This window comes from Parvibaculum sp. MBR-TMA-1.3b-4.2 (assembly GCF_053628815.1).
Window position 1 is genome coordinate 1,468,576 of record NZ_JBRJHC010000001.1, and the last position, 18,304, is coordinate 1,486,879.

Annotated in this window: 20 protein-coding genes, 2 tRNA genes and 1 pseudogene; 6 read left to right on the plus strand and 17 right to left on the minus strand. The window is 62.6% G+C overall.

The genetic code is table 11. The features are described from left to right. Window positions 1–53: 53 nt before the first annotated feature. Window positions 54–644 (plus strand): cation transporter, encoded by a 591-nt coding sequence (locus ACSSVQ_RS07045; protein WP_454181812.1) that lies wholly within the window; start codon window positions 54–56, stop codon window positions 642–644. Window positions 645–731: 87 nt separating this feature from the next. Here the strand turns inward: ACSSVQ_RS07045 and ACSSVQ_RS07050 are convergent. From ACSSVQ_RS07050 to ACSSVQ_RS07105, 12 genes are all read right to left on the minus strand, one after another. Then, a tRNA-Phe gene (locus tag ACSSVQ_RS07050) sits at window positions 732–807 on the minus strand. Window positions 808–960: 153 nt separating this feature from the next. Then, window positions 961–1,209, minus strand: a complete 249-nt coding sequence (yacG, locus tag ACSSVQ_RS07055) for a DNA gyrase inhibitor YacG (RefSeq protein ID WP_293328213.1) — start codon at window positions 1,207–1,209, stop codon at window positions 961–963. Next, the gene (locus ACSSVQ_RS07060; RefSeq protein ID WP_454181814.1) at window positions 1,206–2,741 is read right to left on the minus strand and encodes an Rne/Rng family ribonuclease; all 1,536 of its coding nucleotides are present in this window, start codon (window positions 2,739–2,741) and stop codon (window positions 1,206–1,208) included. The genes yacG and ACSSVQ_RS07060 overlap by 4 nt, the downstream gene beginning before the upstream one ends. A gap of 94 nt (window positions 2,742–2,835) precedes the next feature. Next, window positions 2,836–3,462, minus strand: a complete 627-nt coding sequence (locus tag ACSSVQ_RS07065) for a Maf family protein (protein ID WP_454181816.1) — start codon at window positions 3,460–3,462, stop codon at window positions 2,836–2,838. Continuing rightward, the gene (infA, locus tag ACSSVQ_RS07070; protein WP_293328207.1) at window positions 3,459–3,677 is read right to left on the minus strand and encodes a translation initiation factor IF-1; all 219 of its coding nucleotides are present in this window, start codon (window positions 3,675–3,677) and stop codon (window positions 3,459–3,461) included. Before infA ends, ACSSVQ_RS07065 begins: the two co-directional genes overlap by 4 nt. A 126-nt stretch (window positions 3,678–3,803) precedes the next feature. After that, window positions 3,804–4,529, minus strand: coding sequence for an SIMPL domain-containing protein (locus tag ACSSVQ_RS07075; protein WP_454181818.1), 726 nt, complete (start codon window positions 4,527–4,529; stop codon window positions 3,804–3,806). A 146-nt stretch (window positions 4,530–4,675) separates the two neighbouring features. Then, window positions 4,676–5,137: an arsenate-mycothiol transferase ArsC gene (locus tag ACSSVQ_RS07080; RefSeq protein WP_454181820.1), complete on the minus strand. Its 462-nt coding sequence runs from the start codon at window positions 5,135–5,137 to the stop codon at window positions 4,676–4,678. A gap of 2 nt (window positions 5,138–5,139) precedes the next feature. Further along, the gene (locus ACSSVQ_RS07085; protein WP_293328240.1) at window positions 5,140–5,640 is read right to left on the minus strand and encodes a UPF0262 family protein; all 501 of its coding nucleotides are present in this window, start codon (window positions 5,638–5,640) and stop codon (window positions 5,140–5,142) included. A gap of 111 nt (window positions 5,641–5,751) precedes the next feature. After that, window positions 5,752–7,047 carry a histidinol dehydrogenase gene (hisD, locus tag ACSSVQ_RS07090; RefSeq protein ID WP_454181821.1) on the minus strand — a complete coding sequence of 432 codons (1,296 nt, stop codon included), beginning with the start codon at window positions 7,045–7,047 and terminating at the stop codon, window positions 5,752–5,754. A 29-nt stretch (window positions 7,048–7,076) separates the two neighbouring features. Continuing rightward, window positions 7,077–7,526, minus strand: coding sequence for a DUF2948 family protein (locus ACSSVQ_RS07095; RefSeq protein ID WP_454181823.1), 450 nt, complete (start codon window positions 7,524–7,526; stop codon window positions 7,077–7,079). Window positions 7,527–7,547: 21 nt separating this feature from the next. Next, window positions 7,548–8,822, minus strand: a complete 1,275-nt coding sequence (murA, locus tag ACSSVQ_RS07100; protein WP_454181825.1) for a UDP-N-acetylglucosamine 1-carboxyvinyltransferase — start codon at window positions 8,820–8,822, stop codon at window positions 7,548–7,550. Window positions 8,823–9,035: 213 nt separating this feature from the next. Beyond that, on the minus strand, window positions 9,036–9,215 hold the full coding sequence (locus ACSSVQ_RS07105) for a hypothetical protein (RefSeq protein ID WP_293328195.1): 180 nt from the start codon (window positions 9,213–9,215) through the stop codon (window positions 9,036–9,038). A gap of 250 nt (window positions 9,216–9,465) precedes the next feature. On the opposite strand from ACSSVQ_RS07105, the gene ACSSVQ_RS07110 reads away from it, so the two are divergent. From ACSSVQ_RS07110 to ACSSVQ_RS07120, 3 genes are all read left to right on the plus strand, one after another. Continuing rightward, window positions 9,466–9,540, plus strand: a tRNA-Thr gene (locus ACSSVQ_RS07110). Window positions 9,541–9,794: 254 nt separating this feature from the next. Next, window positions 9,795–11,237: a TrkH family potassium uptake protein gene (locus ACSSVQ_RS07115; RefSeq protein ID WP_454181827.1), complete on the plus strand. Its 1,443-nt coding sequence runs from the start codon at window positions 9,795–9,797 to the stop codon at window positions 11,235–11,237. 67 nt (window positions 11,238–11,304) lie between these two features. Then, a complete protein-coding gene (locus ACSSVQ_RS07120) occupies window positions 11,305–12,075 on the plus strand; it encodes a TrmH family RNA methyltransferase (protein ID WP_454181829.1) in 771 nt (256 codons plus the stop codon). 166 nt (window positions 12,076–12,241) lie between these two features. Here ACSSVQ_RS07120 and ACSSVQ_RS07125 read toward each other — a convergent pair whose 3' ends face one another. Both ACSSVQ_RS07125 and ACSSVQ_RS07130 read right to left on the minus strand, forming a co-directional pair. Continuing rightward, window positions 12,242–13,687, minus strand: a complete 1,446-nt coding sequence (locus tag ACSSVQ_RS07125) for a cryptochrome/photolyase family protein (RefSeq protein ID WP_454181831.1) — start codon at window positions 13,685–13,687, stop codon at window positions 12,242–12,244. A 59-nt stretch (window positions 13,688–13,746) separates the two neighbouring features. Next, window positions 13,747–14,541 (minus strand): TauD/TfdA dioxygenase family protein, encoded by a 795-nt coding sequence (locus tag ACSSVQ_RS07130; protein WP_454181833.1) that lies wholly within the window; start codon window positions 14,539–14,541, stop codon window positions 13,747–13,749. A gap of 121 nt (window positions 14,542–14,662) precedes the next feature. Between ACSSVQ_RS07130 and ACSSVQ_RS07135 the strand changes: the two are divergent. After that, window positions 14,663–14,851: pseudogene (locus ACSSVQ_RS07135) on the plus strand (LysR family transcriptional regulator); the annotation flags it as partial. A 96-nt stretch (window positions 14,852–14,947) separates the two neighbouring features. Continuing rightward, the gene (locus ACSSVQ_RS07140; protein WP_454184662.1) at window positions 14,948–15,565 is read left to right on the plus strand and encodes a LysR substrate-binding domain-containing protein; all 618 of its coding nucleotides are present in this window, start codon (window positions 14,948–14,950) and stop codon (window positions 15,563–15,565) included. A gap of 4 nt (window positions 15,566–15,569) precedes the next feature. Here the strand turns inward: ACSSVQ_RS07140 and ACSSVQ_RS07145 are convergent, their stop codons facing one another. Genes ACSSVQ_RS07145 through ACSSVQ_RS07155 form a run of 3 tightly spaced genes read right to left on the minus strand, consistent with a single transcriptional unit; the run spans window position 15,570 to window position 18,228 of the window. Continuing rightward, a complete protein-coding gene (locus ACSSVQ_RS07145; RefSeq protein ID WP_454181835.1) occupies window positions 15,570–16,358 on the minus strand; it encodes an ABC transporter ATP-binding protein in 789 nt (262 codons plus the stop codon). Continuing rightward, window positions 16,355–17,356: a FecCD family ABC transporter permease gene (locus ACSSVQ_RS07150; protein WP_454181837.1), complete on the minus strand. Its 1,002-nt coding sequence runs from the start codon at window positions 17,354–17,356 to the stop codon at window positions 16,355–16,357. Before ACSSVQ_RS07150 ends, ACSSVQ_RS07145 begins: the two co-directional genes overlap by 4 nt. Continuing rightward, on the minus strand, window positions 17,353–18,228 hold the full coding sequence (locus ACSSVQ_RS07155) for an ABC transporter substrate-binding protein (protein WP_454181839.1): 876 nt from the start codon (window positions 18,226–18,228) through the stop codon (window positions 17,353–17,355). The genes ACSSVQ_RS07150 and ACSSVQ_RS07155 overlap by 4 nt, the downstream gene beginning before the upstream one ends. Window positions 18,229–18,304 lie beyond the last annotated feature (76 nt).

Here is an 18,304-nt window from a genome sequence, read left to right on the forward strand (position 1 = left end):
CGACAGGGAACTAGACCTTTCGTCCGGGCCGGAGCGCAAAGAGGGAGGCACGCATGCTCGAGAGGACACAGGATTTTCGTCAGGCGGTTCGCCTCGTTGCCCTGTTCAACCTCGCCTATTTCGGGGTTGAGTTCGCGGTGGCACTCTCAATCGGCTCTGTGTCGCTCTTTGCCGACAGCATCGATTTCCTCGAGGATGCTTCGGTCAACTTCCTGATCGTCATCGCGCTCACCTGGCCCGTCCTGTGGCGGGCAAGGCTCGGCAAAGCGATGGCGCTGATCCTGCTCGTGCCATCGCTTGCGGCTGTCTGGGTCGCTTACCAGAAAATCGGGCACTTCGTCCCGCCGACGGCGGGGCCGCTGACATTGACCGGCGTCGGCGCACTTATCGTCAATGTGGGATGCGCTTTCATTCTCGTGGGGCACCGGCATCGAAGCGGGAGCCTGTCGCGCGCGGCTTTCCTCTCGGCACGCAACGATGCCTTCGCGAACATCGCCATCATCGCAGCCGGGACGATAACGGCCCTTTACCCCTCCGCCTGGCCGGACCTCATCGTCGGGATCGGCATCGCGATCATGAACGCCGACGCCGCCCGCGAAATCTGGGAAGCCGCGAGCAAGGAGCATCTGACGGCCGAGGCGTAAATGGCGGCGTGCGTTTTTCGGGGCGGTCGGTGCTCAGCAAGCGACGCAAGGATACTAGATGGGAGGACCGCTCATAAGCAGGGGAAGTGGTGCCCAGGGGCGGAATCGAACCACCGACACTGCGATTTTCAGTCGCATGCTCTACCAACTGAGCTACCTGGGCGGAAGCTCCAAAGCGGGGCGGGCTCTTGAGGCCCCGGCAAACCGCCTTGGTGAGGTTCGCGGGTTATAAGAGATTGATCCGGCACTGTCCAGAGGTGCCGCACAGCTTTCGGTCAGAATATCGAAAGCCGAATTGGCGAACAGGGTTAAGGGCTTACCTGCCTCCGCCGCGCTCGCCCTCTTCGTCGAGGTCGAGGCTTTCGGGGTCGAAATCGTCGGGTGGCTCCACGGCGGGAATCGCATAGCCCTCGCTCAGCCAGCGATTGAGATCGACATCCGCGCAATGCTTCGAGCAGAAGGGATGGACATCGGGCGCAGATTTCTTGCCGCAAATCGGGCAAGGCCTTGGCGCGCGCAAGGGAATGACCTTACCATCCCGCTCTCCACTCTCCTTCCCGCTCATTGCAGCACCCCGACATCCAGCTTTTCGCGGGCGTAATCGGGCTCCGGCACGAGACTGACCGCCGCGGCGACTTTCTCGCTAAGCCGTTCCAGCAGATAGGGGTTGCCTCGTTCCAGCCAGTCCACCACTTCGGTGGACGCATGCGCAACGAGCGTGCGGCCCGGAGCCCCTGCCGCTTCGCGCTGGATGCGCCGCAAGAGATCGTTTGCCACCGTCGCACAGGTCTTGCGGCGCGGCCTGCAATTGGCATAGGCGGGTTCGGTCAGCAGCTTGTCCAGCGGCTCGCGCACGCGCTTCCTTGTCATCTCTACCAGGCCGAATTCCGACATGGCCGAGATCTGGGTCGGCACGCGGTCGCGCGCAAACCCCGTTTCCAGCGCGTCGATCACCTTTGCAATGTTGTCGGGTTCGTTCAGGTGAATGAAATCGATCACCACGATGCCGCCCGTGCCGCGCAGGCGAAGCTGATGGACGATTTCCTCTACCGCTTCAAGATTGATGCGCGCGCTTGTTTCTTCCAGGCCGGTGGCTGCGGTGTAACGGCCGGAATTCACATCGATCGCGGTCAGCGCTTCCGTCGTCTCTATGGTGATCCAACCGCCCGAGGGCAGTTCCACACGCGGCTCCAACGCGGTTTCAATCTGTCCGTCCACGTCGTAAAGGGCAAAAAGAGGCCCCGGCCCGTTGAAAAGCTGTACCCGGTCCAGCATTTCAGGCATGGCACGCTTGCAGTAGTGCTTTGCTTCCGCAAAGGCTTCCGCATCGTCGATCAGCACACGTTCGGTGTCGGCATTCACACAGTCGCGCAGCGTCTTTGCCACCGGATCGAGATCATGAAAGACGACGGAAGGCGGCGAGGATCGTTTCTGCCTGTCGCGGACCTGGCGCCATTCCTCGGCGAGCTGTCGTGCGTCAGCGGCAATCTCTTCCGCCGTCGCACCGATGGCGGCGGTGCGCACGATGAAGCCCGCAGGCTCGCCCGTAACGCCACAGGCATTGAAGCGCTCGACCATTTCTTCCACCAGCGCGGTCAGCCTTTCGCGCTCAGGCTCGTCCTCGATACGGCGCGACAGCGCAACGCCGGACTGGTTGGGCACCAATACAAGCAGGCGTCCGGGCAGCGTGACATTGGCGGAAAGACGCGCGCCCTTTTCGCTTATCGGATCCTTCACTGCCTGGACGAGAATTTCCTGCCCTTCCGTGACGCAAGCGGAAATAGGCGGCAATGTGCCTTCATCAAGGCCCGTCAATTCGCAAAGGCATCTCGCCTCGCGCGCGCCAAGAAAGCCCGCGCGCTCCAGACCGATTTCCACGAAGGCGGCCTGCATGCCCGGCAGCACACGCTGCACACGGCCCAGAAAGATATTTCCGATGACGGAATGCCCTGCACGTCCCGTCCTGTCCTTCAGCGCATCCGCCATGGTGCGCTCCAGAAAGAACTCGACAGGACGACCGCTTTCGACGACCGCGACGCGCGTTTCGCCGGGGCCGACATTGATCAGCACTTCCTCCGACATCAATCCCCTTGCCATCTTCCGACCGCGACCCCCATCACAGACGGATACGGAACCCCTAATTTGCAAACCAATTCTGGAAAAATGATCCTAGCAGCAATTTGCGCTGCGTTCATAGATGCGGCGAAAGGACCCGATAGCCCCTGCCGGTCAGCAATTGAGCGGTCTCATAGAGCGGCAGGCCAACTACGGATGAGTAGGATCCCGAAATTTCGCGCACAAACGCTGCGGCAAGCCCCTGAATAGCATAGCCACCCGCCTTGCCGTCCCACTCGCGACTATCGAGATAGGCGGCAATTTCCGTCTCGGAAAGGCGCTTGATGCCGACCTTCGTCGCCACAACGCGGCAACTGAACGTACCGTCGCCGGCAAGGCACAGCCCGGTATAGACCCTGTGTGTGCGGCCGGACAGAAGCCGCAGGCATCGCTCTGCTTCCGCCCGATCGAGCGTTTTGGGCAGGATACGCCGCCCGCAGGCGACGACCGTATCGGCCGCCAGCACGAAAGCGTCCGGCTCGGCCGCAGCCACGGCTTGCGCCTTTTCCCGCGCCAGCCTGCCGGCATGGACGCGCGGTGGCTCGTCGCGCAGCGGTGTCTCGTCGATGTCCGACGGAATTACCGCATCGGGAGCGATGCCGATTTGTGCCAGGAGAGCAAGGCGGCGCGGCGAGGCGCTGGCAAGAACCAGCCTGCGGCACGCACCGCCGGAAGCGTTCGCACTGTGAGGGGCGACGCTCACTTGAATCGGTAGGTAATCCGGCCCTTGGTAAGATCATAGGGCGTCATTTCGACGAGCACCTTGTCCCCCGCCAGCACGCGGATGCGGTTCTTGCGCATCTTGCCTGCCGTGTGGGCAATGATCTCGTGATCATTTTCCAGCTTCACCCGGAAAGTGGCATTCGGGAGGAGTTCGACTACGACCCCCTCGAATTCGAGTGTTTCTTCCTTCGCCATTCACAACCCTTTGAAATTTGGCCGAAGAATGGTCAGAAAGGCGCCCGAAATCAAGTACTGCATGCACCCTCTTTTCGCAGGGGCAGCAAAGTACTCACAAAAAAGCGACAAATCCGCTGGAATGGCTCAGTTCGCCAGCAGATATTCGATCGTCGAAACGACGCGAACGGTCTTGTCGATCTGCTCGCTTTGCTGAATACCGGGGGCATTGTCGCGCGGCAGGATCTGGAACTGGCCCTGATAGGCGCGGCGGATGCCGTTGAGGCTAGTGCCGGAATCCTTGGCGAAGGTCTGTGCGGCTTCCTTGGCACGGCCCATCGCCTCTTCGATCATCTCACCCTTTACCTTGTTGAGGCCGGTGAAAAGATAGGAGGGACGGCTCGGACCGCGGTCGCTGGAAAGAACAATCCCCGCCGCGACCAGATTGCCGGTCGACCGGTTCGCCTCGGCAACCTTGTCCACATCGGTAGAGCGCACCATCACGAGCTGGCTGATGATGAAACGAATATCCACCGGCCCGGAGCGATAGGCCTGCGCCATGCGGTCGGTCACTTCGGGGCTTTCCACAGAGATTTCATCGTCAGAAAACCCTTCGCTTTTCAGGAATTTGATCACCGCCTTCGTACTCACCGCGATCTGGGCCTGAACACCTTCGACATTGTTGCCGGTCGCCACGAACCGAATGGGCCAGAGAGCAAGGTCGGCTTTCACATCACGCTCGGAAAGCCCTTTCACGGTGACCGAGCGGTCGCCCAGCCGGGATTCAACGAGGCCCTGCCCGCCGAAGTAGCCACCAAGGGCTATTCCGACACCCAGAATGGCGGCGGCGGCGATTGCGAAAACATTATTCATGAGCGAACTTCCTCCCGGCAGAACGGCTTACCCCGTGTGCGGTTATTATAGGGAGGCTTGTGTCGAGAATGCGACCCCGGCAGACGCCGCATGGCCCAGAATGGGTAGGCCGGTCGCCGGAGGGGGGGATCTGGCAATCCCGCCCGCTATCCGACGCGCCGCTCGATCCGCCCGAAGCGCTTCTCGATCAGGCGTTTGAGCTGGTCGCGCAATTCACGATAGGCGACGAGACGGCGCTCTCGGCTACCGCCGGTAGGGGTAGCCAGCGGATCGATCACGTCCCAGTATTCGACTTCCGTCGCCGCAGACCGGGTAGCTCCTTCGGCGGCTTCCTTCGCCTCCGGCGTCAGCGCCACAATCACGTCATAGGATGTGAGGTCGTCCAGCTCATCGACCCCGCGCGGCATATGGGATGCAATGTCGATCCCAACTTCGCCCATCACCTCCGCGGCGAAGGGATCGGGGTCGCCGGGCGTCACGCCCGCCGACTGCGTGAAGATGCGGCCCGGATAGAGCGCCTTCATCAGCCCCTCGGCCATGGGGGAGCGGATCGCGTTGAGGTTGCAGATAAACAGCACCGAGCCCGGCAATTTCCCTTCTCCCGCCATGCCTACCCCTTGATGTGAAGTACGCAGATAAGCGTGAAGAGACGGCGGGCGGTGTCGAAATCCATGTCGATCTTACCCGAGAGACGCTCCTTCAGCAGCGTCGAGCCTTCATTGTGCAAGCCCCGGCGCCCCATATCGATCGCCTCGATCTGGGCAGGCGCTGCGCTTTTGATGGCGTCGTAATAGCTCTCGCAGATCAGGAAATAGTCCTTGATGATCCGGCGGAACGGGGTCAGCGAGAGCATGACCTTGCCATGCTCTTCGTCGTCTTCCAGGCGGATATCGAAGATAAGCCGGTTTTCCTCCACCGACAGACGCAGGCGATACGGGCCGCCTTCGCTGCCGACGGGCATGAAGAGATTTTCTTCCAGCAGGTCGAAAATCGCCACCTTGCGCTCATGCTCGACGTCGGGGCTGCGGCGCACGACGGAAGTCTCGTCGAGGGCGAGATCGACAATGCGATAGTGCGCATCCCGCTCGGGGGACGATGCCGCCTCTTCCATTCCGCCTTCTGCGCTCCGATCGCTCATATGGGGTACTCTAAGCCCAATCGCACTTGCGATGCGAGGCCCGAAGCGCATCTCAATGGCGCGGGCATGCGCCTGGGTCGAGGCTCAGCGGTTGAGCCGGATGGAAACGGAGCGTCCATGCGCCTGAAGTCCTTCCGCATCGGCCAGCGCCACCGCCGCCGGCCCGATTGCCGCGAGCGAGGTCGCATCGCAGCGCACCAGCGAGGTCCGCTTCATATAGTCGAGCACGTTGAGGCCTGAAGAAAAGCGCGCGCTGCGGGCCGTGGGCAGGACGTGATTCGTCCCTGCCACGTAATCGCCCACCGCTTCCGGCGTATAGCGCCCGAGGAAAATGGCGCCCGCATTGGAAATCCGGTCTGACAGTGCATCGGGGTCGGCCGTCGCTATTTCCAGATGCTCCGGTGCGAGCCTGTCTACCAGCGGCACCGCATCTTCCAGCGCGGCGACCGTGATGACGGCGCCGAACTCTTCCCAGCTCTGCGCGGCCGTTTCCTTGCGCGGAAGGGCCTCCAGCTGGCGGGTAACCGCCTCTTCCACCCTGTCGGCGAAAGCGGCATCATCCGTAATCAGAATGCTTTGCGAGCTTGCATCGTGTTCCGCCTGGCTCAGAAGGTCCGCCGCGATCCAGTCCGGATCATTCTCGCCATCCGCGACAACGAGAATTTCGGACGGCCCCGCGATCATGTCGATGCCGACCGTACCGAAGACCTGCCGCTTGGCCGCCGCCACATAGGCATTGCCGGGACCGACGATCTTGTCCACCGGCGCGATGGCGTCGGTGCCATAGGCCAGCGCAGCCACCGCCTGCGCACCGCCGATGCGATAAACTTCCGAAACGCCGGCGAGCTTTGCCGCCGCCAGCACGAGCGGGTTCACCACCCCGTCCGGCGTCGGCACCACCATGACGATGCGCTTCACGCCCGCGACTTTCGCGGGGATTGCATTCATCAGAACCGAACTTGGATAATTCGCCGTGCCGCCCGGCACATAAAGGCCCACCGCGCCCACAGGCGTCCAACGGTGGCCGAGCTCCACGCCTTGCGGATCGGTGAAGCAGGCATTCTCGGGCAATTGCCGCTGGTGATAGGCCGCGATGCGTTCCGCCGCCATCTTCAGCGCCTCGACGGTTTCAGGCGCGCATGCCGAGGTCGCGGCATCGATATCGGCAGCGGGGATGGCAAGCGTCTCGGGCGTGATGCCGGGCAAGCGGTCGAATTTACGTGTGTAGTCGACCACGGCTTCGTCGCCGCGCTTGCGGACATCGGCAATGATCGCCGTCACGGTTTCGTTCACATCGACAGAGGCTTCGCGCTTTGCCGTCAGAAGTTCGGCAAATCGCGCGTCGAAACCCGCATCGGCACTATCGAGGCGCTGGGCCATCACTCAATCCGTCAGTTCGTTTCATGCCGTCAATCTTCGTGTCTGGGCGCGAGCGGCGTTTCGCGCATCAGCCCCAGATCGGATAAATGGGCTTCAAGTGCCTCCACGTCCAGCCGAATTTCCCCGCCGCCGGAAAACACCAGCGTGACGACACCGGCAGGCGTATCGGTTTCCTCAAAGCGAATGGCGAGCAGGTTCAGCACGCCGTCGGGCTTGTCCTGCGCAATATTGCGCGTCCGGACTTTCATCACATTCTCGAAATGAAGACCGGTGCGGACACGCTCGTGCCGGGCCTTGGCGAACCAACCACGCCGCTTTACTTCGCTCTCCCAGCGAAAACGGTTCGCGACCAGCACAAAGCGCCGCGTGCCGGGCAGGTGGGCCAGATCGCCCACTTTCAGCACCGCATCCTGCATCTGCGCGGAAATGACTTCGAGGTCTTCGGCATCCCGCGCCGAGAGCCGTAATTCTTCGCTCATGCTGTCTCCATCGCGATCACGTCAGGAGGCTTTCTCGCGCCAGATTTCGGCCCCGCAGGCACTGAGTTTTTCTTCTATGCGCTCAAAACCCCGATCGAGGTGATAGACGCGATTGATCACTGTTTCGCCTTCGGCGGCAAGGCCCGCAATAATCAGCGCCGCCGATGCGCGCAGGTCGCTCGCCATCACGGGGGCGCCTTTCAGCTTTTCCACGCCATGCACCAGCGCCTTGTCGCCATGCAGCGAGATATCCGCGCCAAAGCGGGCCAACTCCTGCACATGCATGAAGCGGTTCTCGAAAATCGTCTCGGTGATTTCCGACTCGCCCTCCGCCATGGTCATCAGCGCCATGAACTGCGCCTGCAGGTCGGTCGGGAAACCGGGGAAGACCTGCGTCACCACATCGGTGGCCTGAAGCCGCGCCCCGTTGCGGGCGACACGCACCTCGCCCTGGCGGCTTTCCACCTCAACGCCCGCCGCGCGCATAGCGACGAGTGCCGCCTCGAAAGTGGAGGCATCCGCGTTTTTCAGCGTCACATCGCCACCGGTCATGGCCGCGGCAATGGCGTAGGTGCCGGCCTCGATCCTGTCCGCGACCACGTGATGGGTGGTGCCGTGGAGCCTGTCGACGCCCTGTATGCGCAGGGTGGAGGTCCCGACCCCTTCGATCTTCGCGCCCATGGAAACGAGACAGTTGGCGACATCGGTCACTTCCGGCTCGCGGGCGGCATTTTCGAGAATGGTTTCGCCCTCGGCAAGCGTCGCGGCCATCAGCAGCGTATGCGTGGCACCGACCGAGACGACCGGAGAGCGGATGAGCGCGCCCTTGAGCCCGTCCGGGGCGGCGGCGACCACATAGCCGTCCACTAGGTCGATCTGCGCCCCCATCTTCTGGAGGCCCTTGATATAGAGGTCCACCGGCCGCGCGCCGATGGCGCAACCGCCGGGTAGCGAAACCCGCGCCTTGCCGCAGCGCGCCAGCAGCGGCCCCAGCACCCAGAAGCTCGCCCGGATTCGCGAAACGATCTCATAGGGAGCGGTGGTCGACGCAATGTCGGGCGTGGTGATGGACAGCGTATAGCTGTGACCGGCGATTTCGGGTTCCAGCTCGGCACCCAGCACGTTCAGGAGCTTGCCCAGCGTCTGCACGTCGGTGAGCTGGGGCATATTGTGGAACTTGACCGTCTCGTCGGTCAGCAGGGCAGCCGTCATCAGCGGCAGGGCCGCGTTCTTCGCGCCTGAAATAGGGATATCGCCGGTCAGGCGATTGCCGCCCCTAATGTGAATGCTGTCCATCTGCCGTTCCGATCCGATCGCTGAGTGTCTTATAGATGAGGTGGCCGGGGAGAGTCACGAAAAGGGACGTCCCCTGCTCCCCGCTGGCCTATCCCAGCAAGTACCGGACCAGCGCGGCCTTATCATGTCGCGGAGGTGACGCCCGGGAGGCAGATCATGGCGACAATCGGGGAACGGCGCCGTTGATCGCCCGTCGGAGGTCTCGCGACCGACTCACTCCTCGTCGGCAGCCTTGCGGCCCCGGCTTTGGGACTTCCGCTTCTTCAGGTTTTCCCGAAGGGCTTCGGCGAGCCGCGCCTGTTTGGCCTTGGCGTCCCTGGCCTGGCTCGCCCTGTCGGTGCCTTTCCCGTTGGGCGCGCGGCCGCTCATATTCGTTCTGGAGGTCTTGTTCATCGCTTGGGGCTTCCTTTACGGGCCAAACCGGCCCCTTCCGGGCGCGATTTAGGGGCGAAGGCGTGGCGCCGTCAACCGGGGACGCCATTCCCGGCCCGGACGAGCCCCGAGGCCGTTTTACAGGGTTGCAGATAATCGGGGCATGTGGCAGTTTCCGCGCGCTTCGCACACCTGCGGGTTGCGTCGCCTGTCAGCTTTCCGTTTACCAAAGAAGGCTAGACTTTTCGCGGATCAGCCATCCCGGCTCCGGGCTGCTGTAGCTCAGTGGTAGAGCACTCCCTTGGTAAGGGAGAGGTCGACAGTTCAATCCTGTCCAGCAGCACCATTTCCCGCGCTCCCAGCATTCAATTTTCCTCCTGACAGCCTGTTTCAAGGCAATTGTCCGGGCTCGGGCAATGATGCGGCCGGATTCAGTTTCCGCATCCGTCCGCACATGAGCTATTTTTCACTTGAACCCCGCCAAGGCCGACCCATTAATCCCGCTGGGGAAGAGGGTATCCGACATACCGGCCGCTCCCGGGCGGGAGCATATCCCCGGGCAGGGCCGCCGCAGCGCCCCAAAAAGCAGTACAAAAAGCCATGCTCAGAACCGTGCTTTATGTCATCGGCCTGCTTTTGTGCATTCTGGCTGCCACCATGCTGCTGCCGGCCATGGTCGACTATGCGGCCGGCGATGTGGATTGGCGCGTTTTCATCGCTTCGGCCGGGCTTACCGCCTATGCGGGCGGCTCGATGATCCTCGCTTTCCGTGCGCCCCATGTTCATATCCGGGCGAGGGAAGGTTTTCTGCTGACCACCGGAAGCTGGCTTGCGGTGAGCGCCTTCGGATCGTTGCCGCTCATATTCAGCTCGCTCCATCTTTCGCTTGCCGATGCCGTCTTCGAAACCGTGTCAGGCCTGACCACGACGGGCGCCACCGTGCTGACCGGGCTCGATACGATGGCGCCAGGGCTCTTATTCTGGCGTTCGCTGCTTCAATGGATAGGCGGCGTCGGCATCATCGTCGCAGCAATCTTCATGCTGCCGCTGTTACGTGTTGGCGGGATGCAGCTCTTCCGTTCGGAATCTTCCGATATATCGGAGAAGGTCGCCCCCCGCGTTTATCAGATCGCATCACTGACAATCGTCATCTACGCGGCGCTGACATTTGCCTGCGCGATATGTCTCGTCGTTGTCGGCATGACGCCGTTCGATGCGATCAATCATGCCATGGCCACTCTCGCGACAGGAGGCTTTTCAACCCGGGACGCCTCGGTGGGCTTCTACAACTCCCTGCCGATAGAACTTGTCCTCGTCGCATTCATGGTGGCGGGCGCGTTGCCGCTCGTTTTCTACGCCATGCTCGTCAAGGACGGGCGGCGCGCATGGCGGCAGGAAAAGCAGGTTCCCGCCTTCTTGCTGACTTTGGCAGCCGCCATTCTGGCCGTCACCTTCTGGCGTATCTCATCGAGCCCCGAGGATTTCGGTCACGCACTGAGGGAGGCGGCCTTCAACGTCACCTCCGTCATTACCGATACGGGCTTTGCCTCCACCGATTTCAGCAAATGGGGCACGGGTGCACATGCATTGTTCCTCTTGCTGATGTTTATCGGCGGCTGCGCCGGCTCCACCTCCGGATCCATCAAGATTTTTCGCTGGCAGATCCTCTTCAGGTCGTTCGCCGTGCACCTGAAGCGGAACATTGCGCCCCACCGCATGATCGTACCGCGCTATCGAGACAAACCCGTGGACGACGAAATGGTCTCTTCGGTGCGCAATTTCTTCTTCATGTACATCCTGACATGGGGTGTCGTTTCGACCCTGCTCATGTTCACCGGGCTCGACTTCCTCTCGTCCGGCAGCGCCGTCGCTACCGCAATGGCCAATGCAGGGCCAGGCCTCGGCCCTATCGTCGGCCCCGGCACCACTTTCGCCTCGGTTTCCGATCCTGCGAAATGGCTGCTGTGCGCCGCGATGTTGCTGGGCCGGCTTGAGCTGACAACCGTCTATATTCTGTTCCTGCCGGATTTCTGGCGGAACTGACGCCTGCCCCGTCGCGCACTCACGAGCTTGCGGACGAAAACGCCTGGATGTGCTACTCGCATGGGGCATGAGGAAGATTGAATATCTGGAAAGCGCCCAGAACCCGCGGGTAAAGCTCTGGCTCGGACTTGCCGAGCCGAGAGCGATCCGAAAGAGCGGGCGCTTCCTTCTTGCAGGTCGGAAAACCGTGCCCGAAGCGCTGAGCCGCTGGCCCGGGCAATTCGAAGCGCTCATCGCCACCGATGAGGCCGCGCTGGAAGACCCTGCCATTCCGGACGAGCTGGCCCGCATCCTTGTACCGAAAGCCATTTTCGAGCGGCTGGATCTGTCCGGAACCGGCCATGCGCTGCTTGTCGGGCTGGTCCCGGAGATGCCGCGGACCGATCTTTCCGCCGCACCGCAGGGACTGGAACTGGTCTGCGCGCTCTCCGATCCGAACAATCTCGGCGCACTCATTCGCTCCGCGGCCGCCTTCAATGTCAGCCGCCTCATTCTAATGCCGGAATGCGCTCATCCGTTTCACCCGCGCGCCTTGAGGGCGGGCTCCAATGCCGTCTTCGAGCTGCGGCTGGAGACGGCGTCGAGCTGGGAAGCGCTCAATACCGCCCAGGGTTCGATCTTCGCGCTGGACGGTCACGGCACCGATATGACGACGTTTGAGTGGCCGGCGGATCTTCGTCTGGTCCTGGGCGAGGAAGGCCGTGGCGTACCGGACAGTCTCAAAATGAAACGCCTCTCCATTCCAACCAGCGGCAAGGTCGAATCCCTCAACGCCATGGCTGCGGCCAGCATTGCGCTTTCCCAGTTTTTTCTGTCCCGTCGTAAAGTCGGCATGTGAACCGGCGCGTGGCGCATCGCGTAGAAGGCTGAGAGGACCGGGCAATGCCCGTGGCGAGCCGTCCCAGTCAGGACCCCATGGGGAGGCACGCGGCGACAGGCGTTTTCCGGTTCTCACCCCTTCGCTTCGCCGCTGTCTGCAACGAGCCTGTTTCAACCGGCCCTTTTCAACTGGCCTGTTTCACCGCTTCATAGGCGTCAAGCGCGCGCTGTCTTGCTTCGCGATGGTCGACGATGGGACGGGGATAACTGTCGCCTAAGACGATACCGGCCGCCTCCAGCATGGCGGGCGGTGCCTCCCATGGTTTGTGAATATATTTCGTGTCGAGCCCGGCCAGCTCCGGCACATAACGCCGGACGTAATCACCTGCCGGGTCGAACTTCTCGCCCTGCAGTACCGGGTTGAAGATACGAAAATAGGGCGCTGCATCCGCGCCCGAACCCGCCACCCATTGCCAGCTCGCCCGGTTCACCGCGAGGTCGGCATCGACCAGCGTATCCTCGAACCAGCCCGCGCCACGCTTCCAGTGGATGAGCAGATCCTTCACCAGGAAAGAGGCCGCGATCATGCGGACACGGTTGTGCATCCAGCCGGTCTGCCAGAGTTCGCGCATCCCCGCATCGACAATTGGATAGCCCGTCTTTCCCACCGTCCATTTCCGAAACGCCTCGTCATCATCGCTCCATGGAAACGCGTCGAAGGCCGGTTTCCAGTTTTCATCCGCGATGGATGGCCAGTGATAGATCAGGTGATAGGCGAAATCGCGCCAGGCAACCTCGGAGAGGAATGTGTCGAGCGACTTTTCGGCGGATGGGTTGTCGCCGCGATGCGCCTCGACTGCCGCCCATATCTGGCGGGGAGAGATTTCTCCCCAACGAAGATGCGGCGAAAGCCGTGAGGTTCCTTCCACCCCCGGCAGGTCGCGCTGTCCCCGGTAATCGCTTACCGCGTTTTCGAGGAAATGACGCAGGCGTTCATGCGCACCTTTTTCACCCGGGGTCCAGCGCTCCCTTATGCTGCCCGCCCAATCCGGCGAAGACGGACGGAGATGCCAGTCGTCCAGCTCGTCCGACACCGGATCGCAGCCTCCCTCCAGCTTGCGCATCGGCGCCAATGGCGCACCGAAAGGAGCGGATGCGCAAAGCGCTTTCCAGAAAGGCGTGAAGACCTTGTAAGGGTCGCCGGTCTTCGTTTTCACCTGCCAAGGCTCCGCCAGAAGCGAGGCGGCAAAACTCCTTGTTTCGATACCGGCCTTGGCCAGAGAGGATTTGAGGCTCTTGTCGCGTTCTGTGACGGTCGGCTCGTAACAGCGGTTCCAGAAAACCGATTTGGCGCCGGTCTCCCTCACCAGGGCAGGAAGTTCCTCTTCAGGCTTTCCCCATCTCAGGACCAAATTCGCACCGCGTTTGCCCAGCGCTTCCGAAAGACCGGAGAGGCTTCCGTGAAGCCACCAGGCGGAAGCTTCGCCCGGCAGGTCGCGCTCGTCGAGAATGAACAATGGCAGCACGGGCACTCCCCGCTCGGCGGCCGCGGCAAGCGCGGGGTTGTCGGCGACGCGCAGATCGCGACGAAACCAGACAATGATCGGCGGAGTTGATTTGCTTTCTGTCATGTCCTGCTGTCAGTGCGGCGGCGCGGTTTTTCTCGATACGCTTTTCAGCCGGTGCCGGATCAGTCAGGCGCGCCTTTCCCCTTCAATGCGGCATAGGACACCGGAAACGATATGTCGTCGTCCCCAAAAGGGTAAAGCAGCGTGGCACTTGGTTTCCAGATCACCACGAGCCCGTCCTCCCACTCAATGCGGCGCTGGACATCGGGTTCCTCGAACAGCGCCTTGAGGTAGTCGAGAACGGCGCGCCCCTCTTCTCCCGGCACACCATGAATGGCGCGGGTAAAGGCGGGGCTCACGCCCAGCGCCATCGTACCGCTTTCGGCCTGCCATGCTGCAAGCGCGCTCCGCCTCGGTGGATTTCTTTCGCGAAGGGTCGCCAGCCAGCGCAATTGCTCCGGCGTCTCACAAGTCTGCGCCAATGGCAGAGCTGCGTCGTGACATGCTTCCAGTCCCGCAAGATAACGACGCATCGCGGGCGAGAGAGCCTCATAAACCGCAATGCGGGACGCGGATATCAGTCCCCCACGCCCGGCAGCCCCCTTTCCCGCCGCGAGGAGCGCGAGCTCAGGCGGCGACCGCTGCCATATCGGATCGGCAAGCAGCTGCAACGCATCGCGTGTCGTCCTGTCCCGGAAGGTCGTCAACGGCGGGTTGCCCAACGGGTCACCGACGATGGAAGCAATATCGGCAAGGATGCCGGCGGACAGGTCGGGCAGATAAAGGGAGACGAAACCACGCGTTCCCAAGGTGCGGCGGATACACGAGACCATCTTGTCCCGCTGAAGTTCCGGAAAGTCTCCCGGCATCACTTCGATGAGACGATCGATCTCCCCCTCCAGTGCCTGCGGGGTCAATCGCCGCATAGGCCTCGCCGCCAGATCACCTTCATTCCCCACCCCTTGTTCGAGACAATGTTTGTCTCTGATTTATGCATTTAATTCAAATTGATGTTCATTATGACTAGTTATTAGTCTTATGAATTTACGCAACATTGACCTGAACCTGCTTACGATCTTCGAGGCCATTATGGTCGAGAGAAGTATTACGCGGGCCGCCGCCAGGCTGAACATGACGCAGCCTGCCCTCTCGAATGCCTTGTCGAGATTGCGGGCTCTGGTCAATGACCCGCTTTTCGTTCGTCAGGGTAATGAAATAGCGCCAACGGCGCGCGCCCGTGCAATGGACGCCCCGGTGCGACGGGCTCTCAAGCTCGCCAGACACGCTTTTCAGGAGCGCCACCCGTTCCATCCGGGGGAAATCATGCGCAGATTCAGCCTGTTTCTCGGCGACCTCGGGGAAACGCTCTACTTGCCCCGGATCATGCCGCGCCTGCGTTTACAGGCTGCGGCCGCCAGCATCGCTCTGAAGCAGCCGTCGGACGACACGCTCATTCAGGACGTGAAAAAAGAACGTCTCGACCTTGCATGGCTCAGCATTCCGCCTGACGACAAATCGGTATGCAACGAAGCGCTGCTGCATGACGAGTTCGTCTGTGTGACGGCGGCGGCGACGATTGCCGGGCGGATACTCGACGAAACGACCTTCTTCAACCTGACGCATGTCCGGCTTGCCGCCCGTCATGCGCCCGGCCATATCGGAGAGCATGCTTTCAGGCGGAAGGGCAAGGCACGACGGGTCGTCGCGGAGGTCGATACGCTTCACGCCATGGCATTTCTGGCGGCAAGTTCCGACATTGCGGGCTGCATGCCGCGCATGCTCGCGGAACGCTATGCGGCGCTGCTGGGGCTTCGCGTCGACAAGATGCCGTTTGAGGTGCCGCCTGCCTTCGTGCACCAGGCCTGGCCTGCGATCCTTGACGACGACCCGGACCATATTTGGCTCAGGACCCTCATTCGCGAAGCTGTGACAGGAGGTTAGACGCCTATTCCGTCCGGGAGAGGGGAACGACGAAGCGGGTTTGCCCTTCCATGCCGGTGAGGGCTTTCACGCGATAGACGTCTTCGAGATTCCGGTCGGTCAGGACGTCTTGCGGTGCGCCGGATGCGCGCACTTTTCCCTCGTGCAGCAGGACCAGCCGGTCGCAGAAGCGCGAGGCGAGCGACAAATCGTGCAGCACGGCGATGACGATGCGGCCTGAATTTTTCGCATAGTTTTCAAGCACTTCCATGATGCGGAGCTGGTGATAGGGGTCGAGCGAGGCGACCGGTTCGTCGACGAGGAGGAGCGGCGCTTCGACCGCCAGCGCGCGGGCGAGCAGAACGCGGGCGCGCTCGCCGCCCGACAGCGCCATCACGTCGCGGCCGCGATAGCGCTCGACATCGGCGAGCTGCATGGCGTGCGCGACCGCCTTTTCATCGGCTTCGCGCATTTTCCGGAACGGTTCCAGATGCGGCAGGCGGCCCAGCGCGACGAGGCGGGAGACCTCTATCGGCCAGTGACTTTCTGCGTTCTGGGCGAGATAGGCGAGCCTGCGGGCAAGGTTGCGCGCATGATTGGGCGAGGTAGAGCGAGAGAGCGGATCGCCGTCCAGCAGAATGTCCCCCTCGAAGGGGATAAGGGAGGCGATGGCGCGGATCAGTGTCGTCTTGCCCGCCCCGTTGGGACCGACGAGACCGACGAAACCCGGACCGGGGATATCCAGCGAGACATCGTGAACGATGCGCGTCCCGCCCAGCGCGGCATTGAGGTGGCGGAGGACAAGTTCCGTCATGCCGTGTCCCTCCTCATGCGCATGATGAGGAAGAGGAAGAAGGGCGCGCCGAGCAGCGAGGTGACGACGCCGAGCTTCGGCTCCGGCCCGCCGACGGGCAGGCGGACGATGATGTCGGCGGCGAGCACCAGCGCCGCGCCGCCCAGCGCACTCGGCAGCAGCAGGCCGCCCGGCCGGTAGCCGACGAAGGGGCGCAAGAGATGCGGCACGACGAGACCGACGAAACCGATGACGCCGGTGACCGACACCGCCGCGCCGACGGCGAGCCCCGTGCCGATAATGGCGCGCGCCTTTACCGAGGTCTGGTTGAAGCCGAGCGTCGAGGCCGTGTCCTCGCCCAGCGTCAGCGCGTCGAGCGCGCGGGCGGTGGAGGCGACGAGCGCCCAGCCGACGAGCATGAAGGGCAGGACGAACCAGACCTGCGTCATGGAGCGGTCCGACAGCGAGCCCAGCATCCAGAAGACGATTTCCAGCGCCGCATAGGGGCTTGGGGAAAGATTGAGCGCGAGCGAGGTGAGCGCGCCCGCAAAGGCGGTGATGGCGACACCGCCGAGAATGAGCGTCACGATGGGCGCATTGCGGCCCACCAGCAGATAGAGCGTGACGAGCGCCAGCAGCGCACCGGCCACGCCGCCAAGCTGCACCGCCATGGCGCCGCCCGCGGCAAAGCCGAAATAGAAGACAAGGACTGCGCCCAGCGCCGCGCCCGAGGAGGCGCCGATAATGCCGGGCTCGGCCAGCGGGTTACGCAACAGGCCCTGAAGCGCCGCGCCGGTGAGCCCCAGCGTCGCGCCCACCAGCACACCCAGCAGCGCACGCGGGAGGCGGACCTGTTCGAGCACCAGCCAGGCAAGATCGCGGTCGATCTTCGCGATGGCCTCGAATTTCTGCGGCAGCATCTCGAAGCCACGACCGATGAAGACGGAGCCCACGAAAAGGAGCAGGACGAGCCCCAGCAGCACGGCATTGACCGTCCAGTATTTGCGGGTCTCGGTCATGGCGTCTCCCCCGCCGCGAGGCTGTCATGCGCGCCGGCGAAGCGATCTGCCGTGGCGGCGATGAAATGGGTGCTGCATTGCCAGAACTTCGTCGACAGGCGGAGCTCATGCGCATAGCGCGTCATGTAGGCGGTGAGTGCCGGGTGGCGCAGCATGGCGCTCGCCAGCGACGGCGCGCCGGGGCGGTAGACACCGATGGCAACGAGATCGGGATGCATTTCTATGACGTCCGTCAGATCGGGATAGACGATCCCCACCGCATTCTCGCGCGTGATGACATTGCGAAAGCCGGTGAGCGCCATGATGCGGCCGAGAATGGAATTGGGCGTCGAGGCGCCGCCGAGGTCCTGATAGAGCAGGATGCTCGGGGACTTCGTGGTGAGGGGGCGGCGGTCGGCGGCCAGCGCATGGTCGAAACGGGCGATGAGGGCCCTGCCCTGCTTCTCCCGCCCGATGGCCTTCGCCACGGTGCGAATGTTGTCGCGTATGTCGTCGAAGGTCGCCGCGTTCTTCACCTTCGCCACAGGGATGTTCAGCCGCTTCAGCATGTCGAGCACGAAGGGCGAGGTGAACTGATGCGCCAGCACGAGATCGGGCGCGAAGGGCAGAACGTCCTCGATGCGGCCGTCATTGGCGGGAATGTCCTTCACCTCATCGGCCACGGGCGAATCCGCCGGGTCTTTCGAGAGGCGATAGACGGATTTGACGGTGCCGGGCTTTGCCAGCGAGGCGAGGATGATGTCCGAGCACAGATTGATGGAGACGATGCGCTGCGGGGTCTCTCCGGCATGGACATGGGGCGCGGCGAACAAAACACCCGCGAGAGCGCATGCAGCCAGCTTCTTTCCCCAATTGTCGCTGTGTCCCGCCACGCCGCCTCTTTCGCCCGTTCCCTGAAAGCGCGCGAGTGTAGCCAGCCCGTCCGCATGAAGAAAGGGCAGTCGCTCA

Excerpts from the sequence above, each read along its gene's own strand:
- ACSSVQ_RS07045 (WP_454181812.1), top strand. The coding sequence starts at position 54 with ATGCTCGAGAGGACACAGGATTTTCGTCAGGCGGTTCGCCTCGTTGCC.
- yacG (WP_293328213.1), bottom strand. The coding sequence starts at position 1,209 with ATGAGCGGGAAGGAGAGTGGAGAGCGGGATGGTAAGGTCATTCCCTTG.
- ACSSVQ_RS07060 (WP_454181814.1), bottom strand. The coding sequence starts at position 2,741 with ATGGCAAGGGGATTGATGTCGGAGGAAGTGCTGATCAATGTCGGCCCC.
- infA (WP_293328207.1), bottom strand. The coding sequence starts at position 3,677 with ATGGCGAAGGAAGAAACACTCGAATTCGAGGGGGTCGTAGTCGAACTC.
- ACSSVQ_RS07075 (WP_454181818.1), bottom strand. The coding sequence starts at position 4,529 with ATGAATAATGTTTTCGCAATCGCCGCCGCCGCCATTCTGGGTGTCGGA.
- ACSSVQ_RS07080 (WP_454181820.1), bottom strand. The coding sequence starts at position 5,137 with ATGGCGGGAGAAGGGAAATTGCCGGGCTCGGTGCTGTTTATCTGCAAC.
- ACSSVQ_RS07085 (WP_293328240.1), bottom strand. The coding sequence starts at position 5,640 with ATGGAAGAGGCGGCATCGTCCCCCGAGCGGGATGCGCACTATCGCATT.
- hisD (WP_454181821.1), bottom strand. The coding sequence starts at position 7,047 with ATGGCCCAGCGCCTCGATAGTGCCGATGCGGGTTTCGACGCGCGATTT.
- ACSSVQ_RS07095 (WP_454181823.1), bottom strand. The coding sequence starts at position 7,526 with ATGAGCGAAGAATTACGGCTCTCGGCGCGGGATGCCGAAGACCTCGAA.
- murA (WP_454181825.1), bottom strand. The coding sequence starts at position 8,822 with ATGGACAGCATTCACATTAGGGGCGGCAATCGCCTGACCGGCGATATC.
- ACSSVQ_RS07105 (WP_293328195.1), bottom strand. The coding sequence starts at position 9,215 with ATGAACAAGACCTCCAGAACGAATATGAGCGGCCGCGCGCCCAACGGG.
- ACSSVQ_RS07115 (WP_454181827.1), top strand. The coding sequence starts at position 9,795 with ATGCTCAGAACCGTGCTTTATGTCATCGGCCTGCTTTTGTGCATTCTG.
- ACSSVQ_RS07120 (WP_454181829.1), top strand. The coding sequence starts at position 11,305 with ATGAGGAAGATTGAATATCTGGAAAGCGCCCAGAACCCGCGGGTAAAG.
- ACSSVQ_RS07125 (WP_454181831.1), bottom strand. The coding sequence starts at position 13,687 with ATGACAGAAAGCAAATCAACTCCGCCGATCATTGTCTGGTTTCGTCGC.
- ACSSVQ_RS07140 (WP_454184662.1), top strand. The coding sequence starts at position 14,948 with ATGCGCAGATTCAGCCTGTTTCTCGGCGACCTCGGGGAAACGCTCTAC.
- ACSSVQ_RS07145 (WP_454181835.1), bottom strand. The coding sequence starts at position 16,358 with ATGACGGAACTTGTCCTCCGCCACCTCAATGCCGCGCTGGGCGGGACG.
- ACSSVQ_RS07150 (WP_454181837.1), bottom strand. The coding sequence starts at position 17,356 with ATGACCGAGACCCGCAAATACTGGACGGTCAATGCCGTGCTGCTGGGG.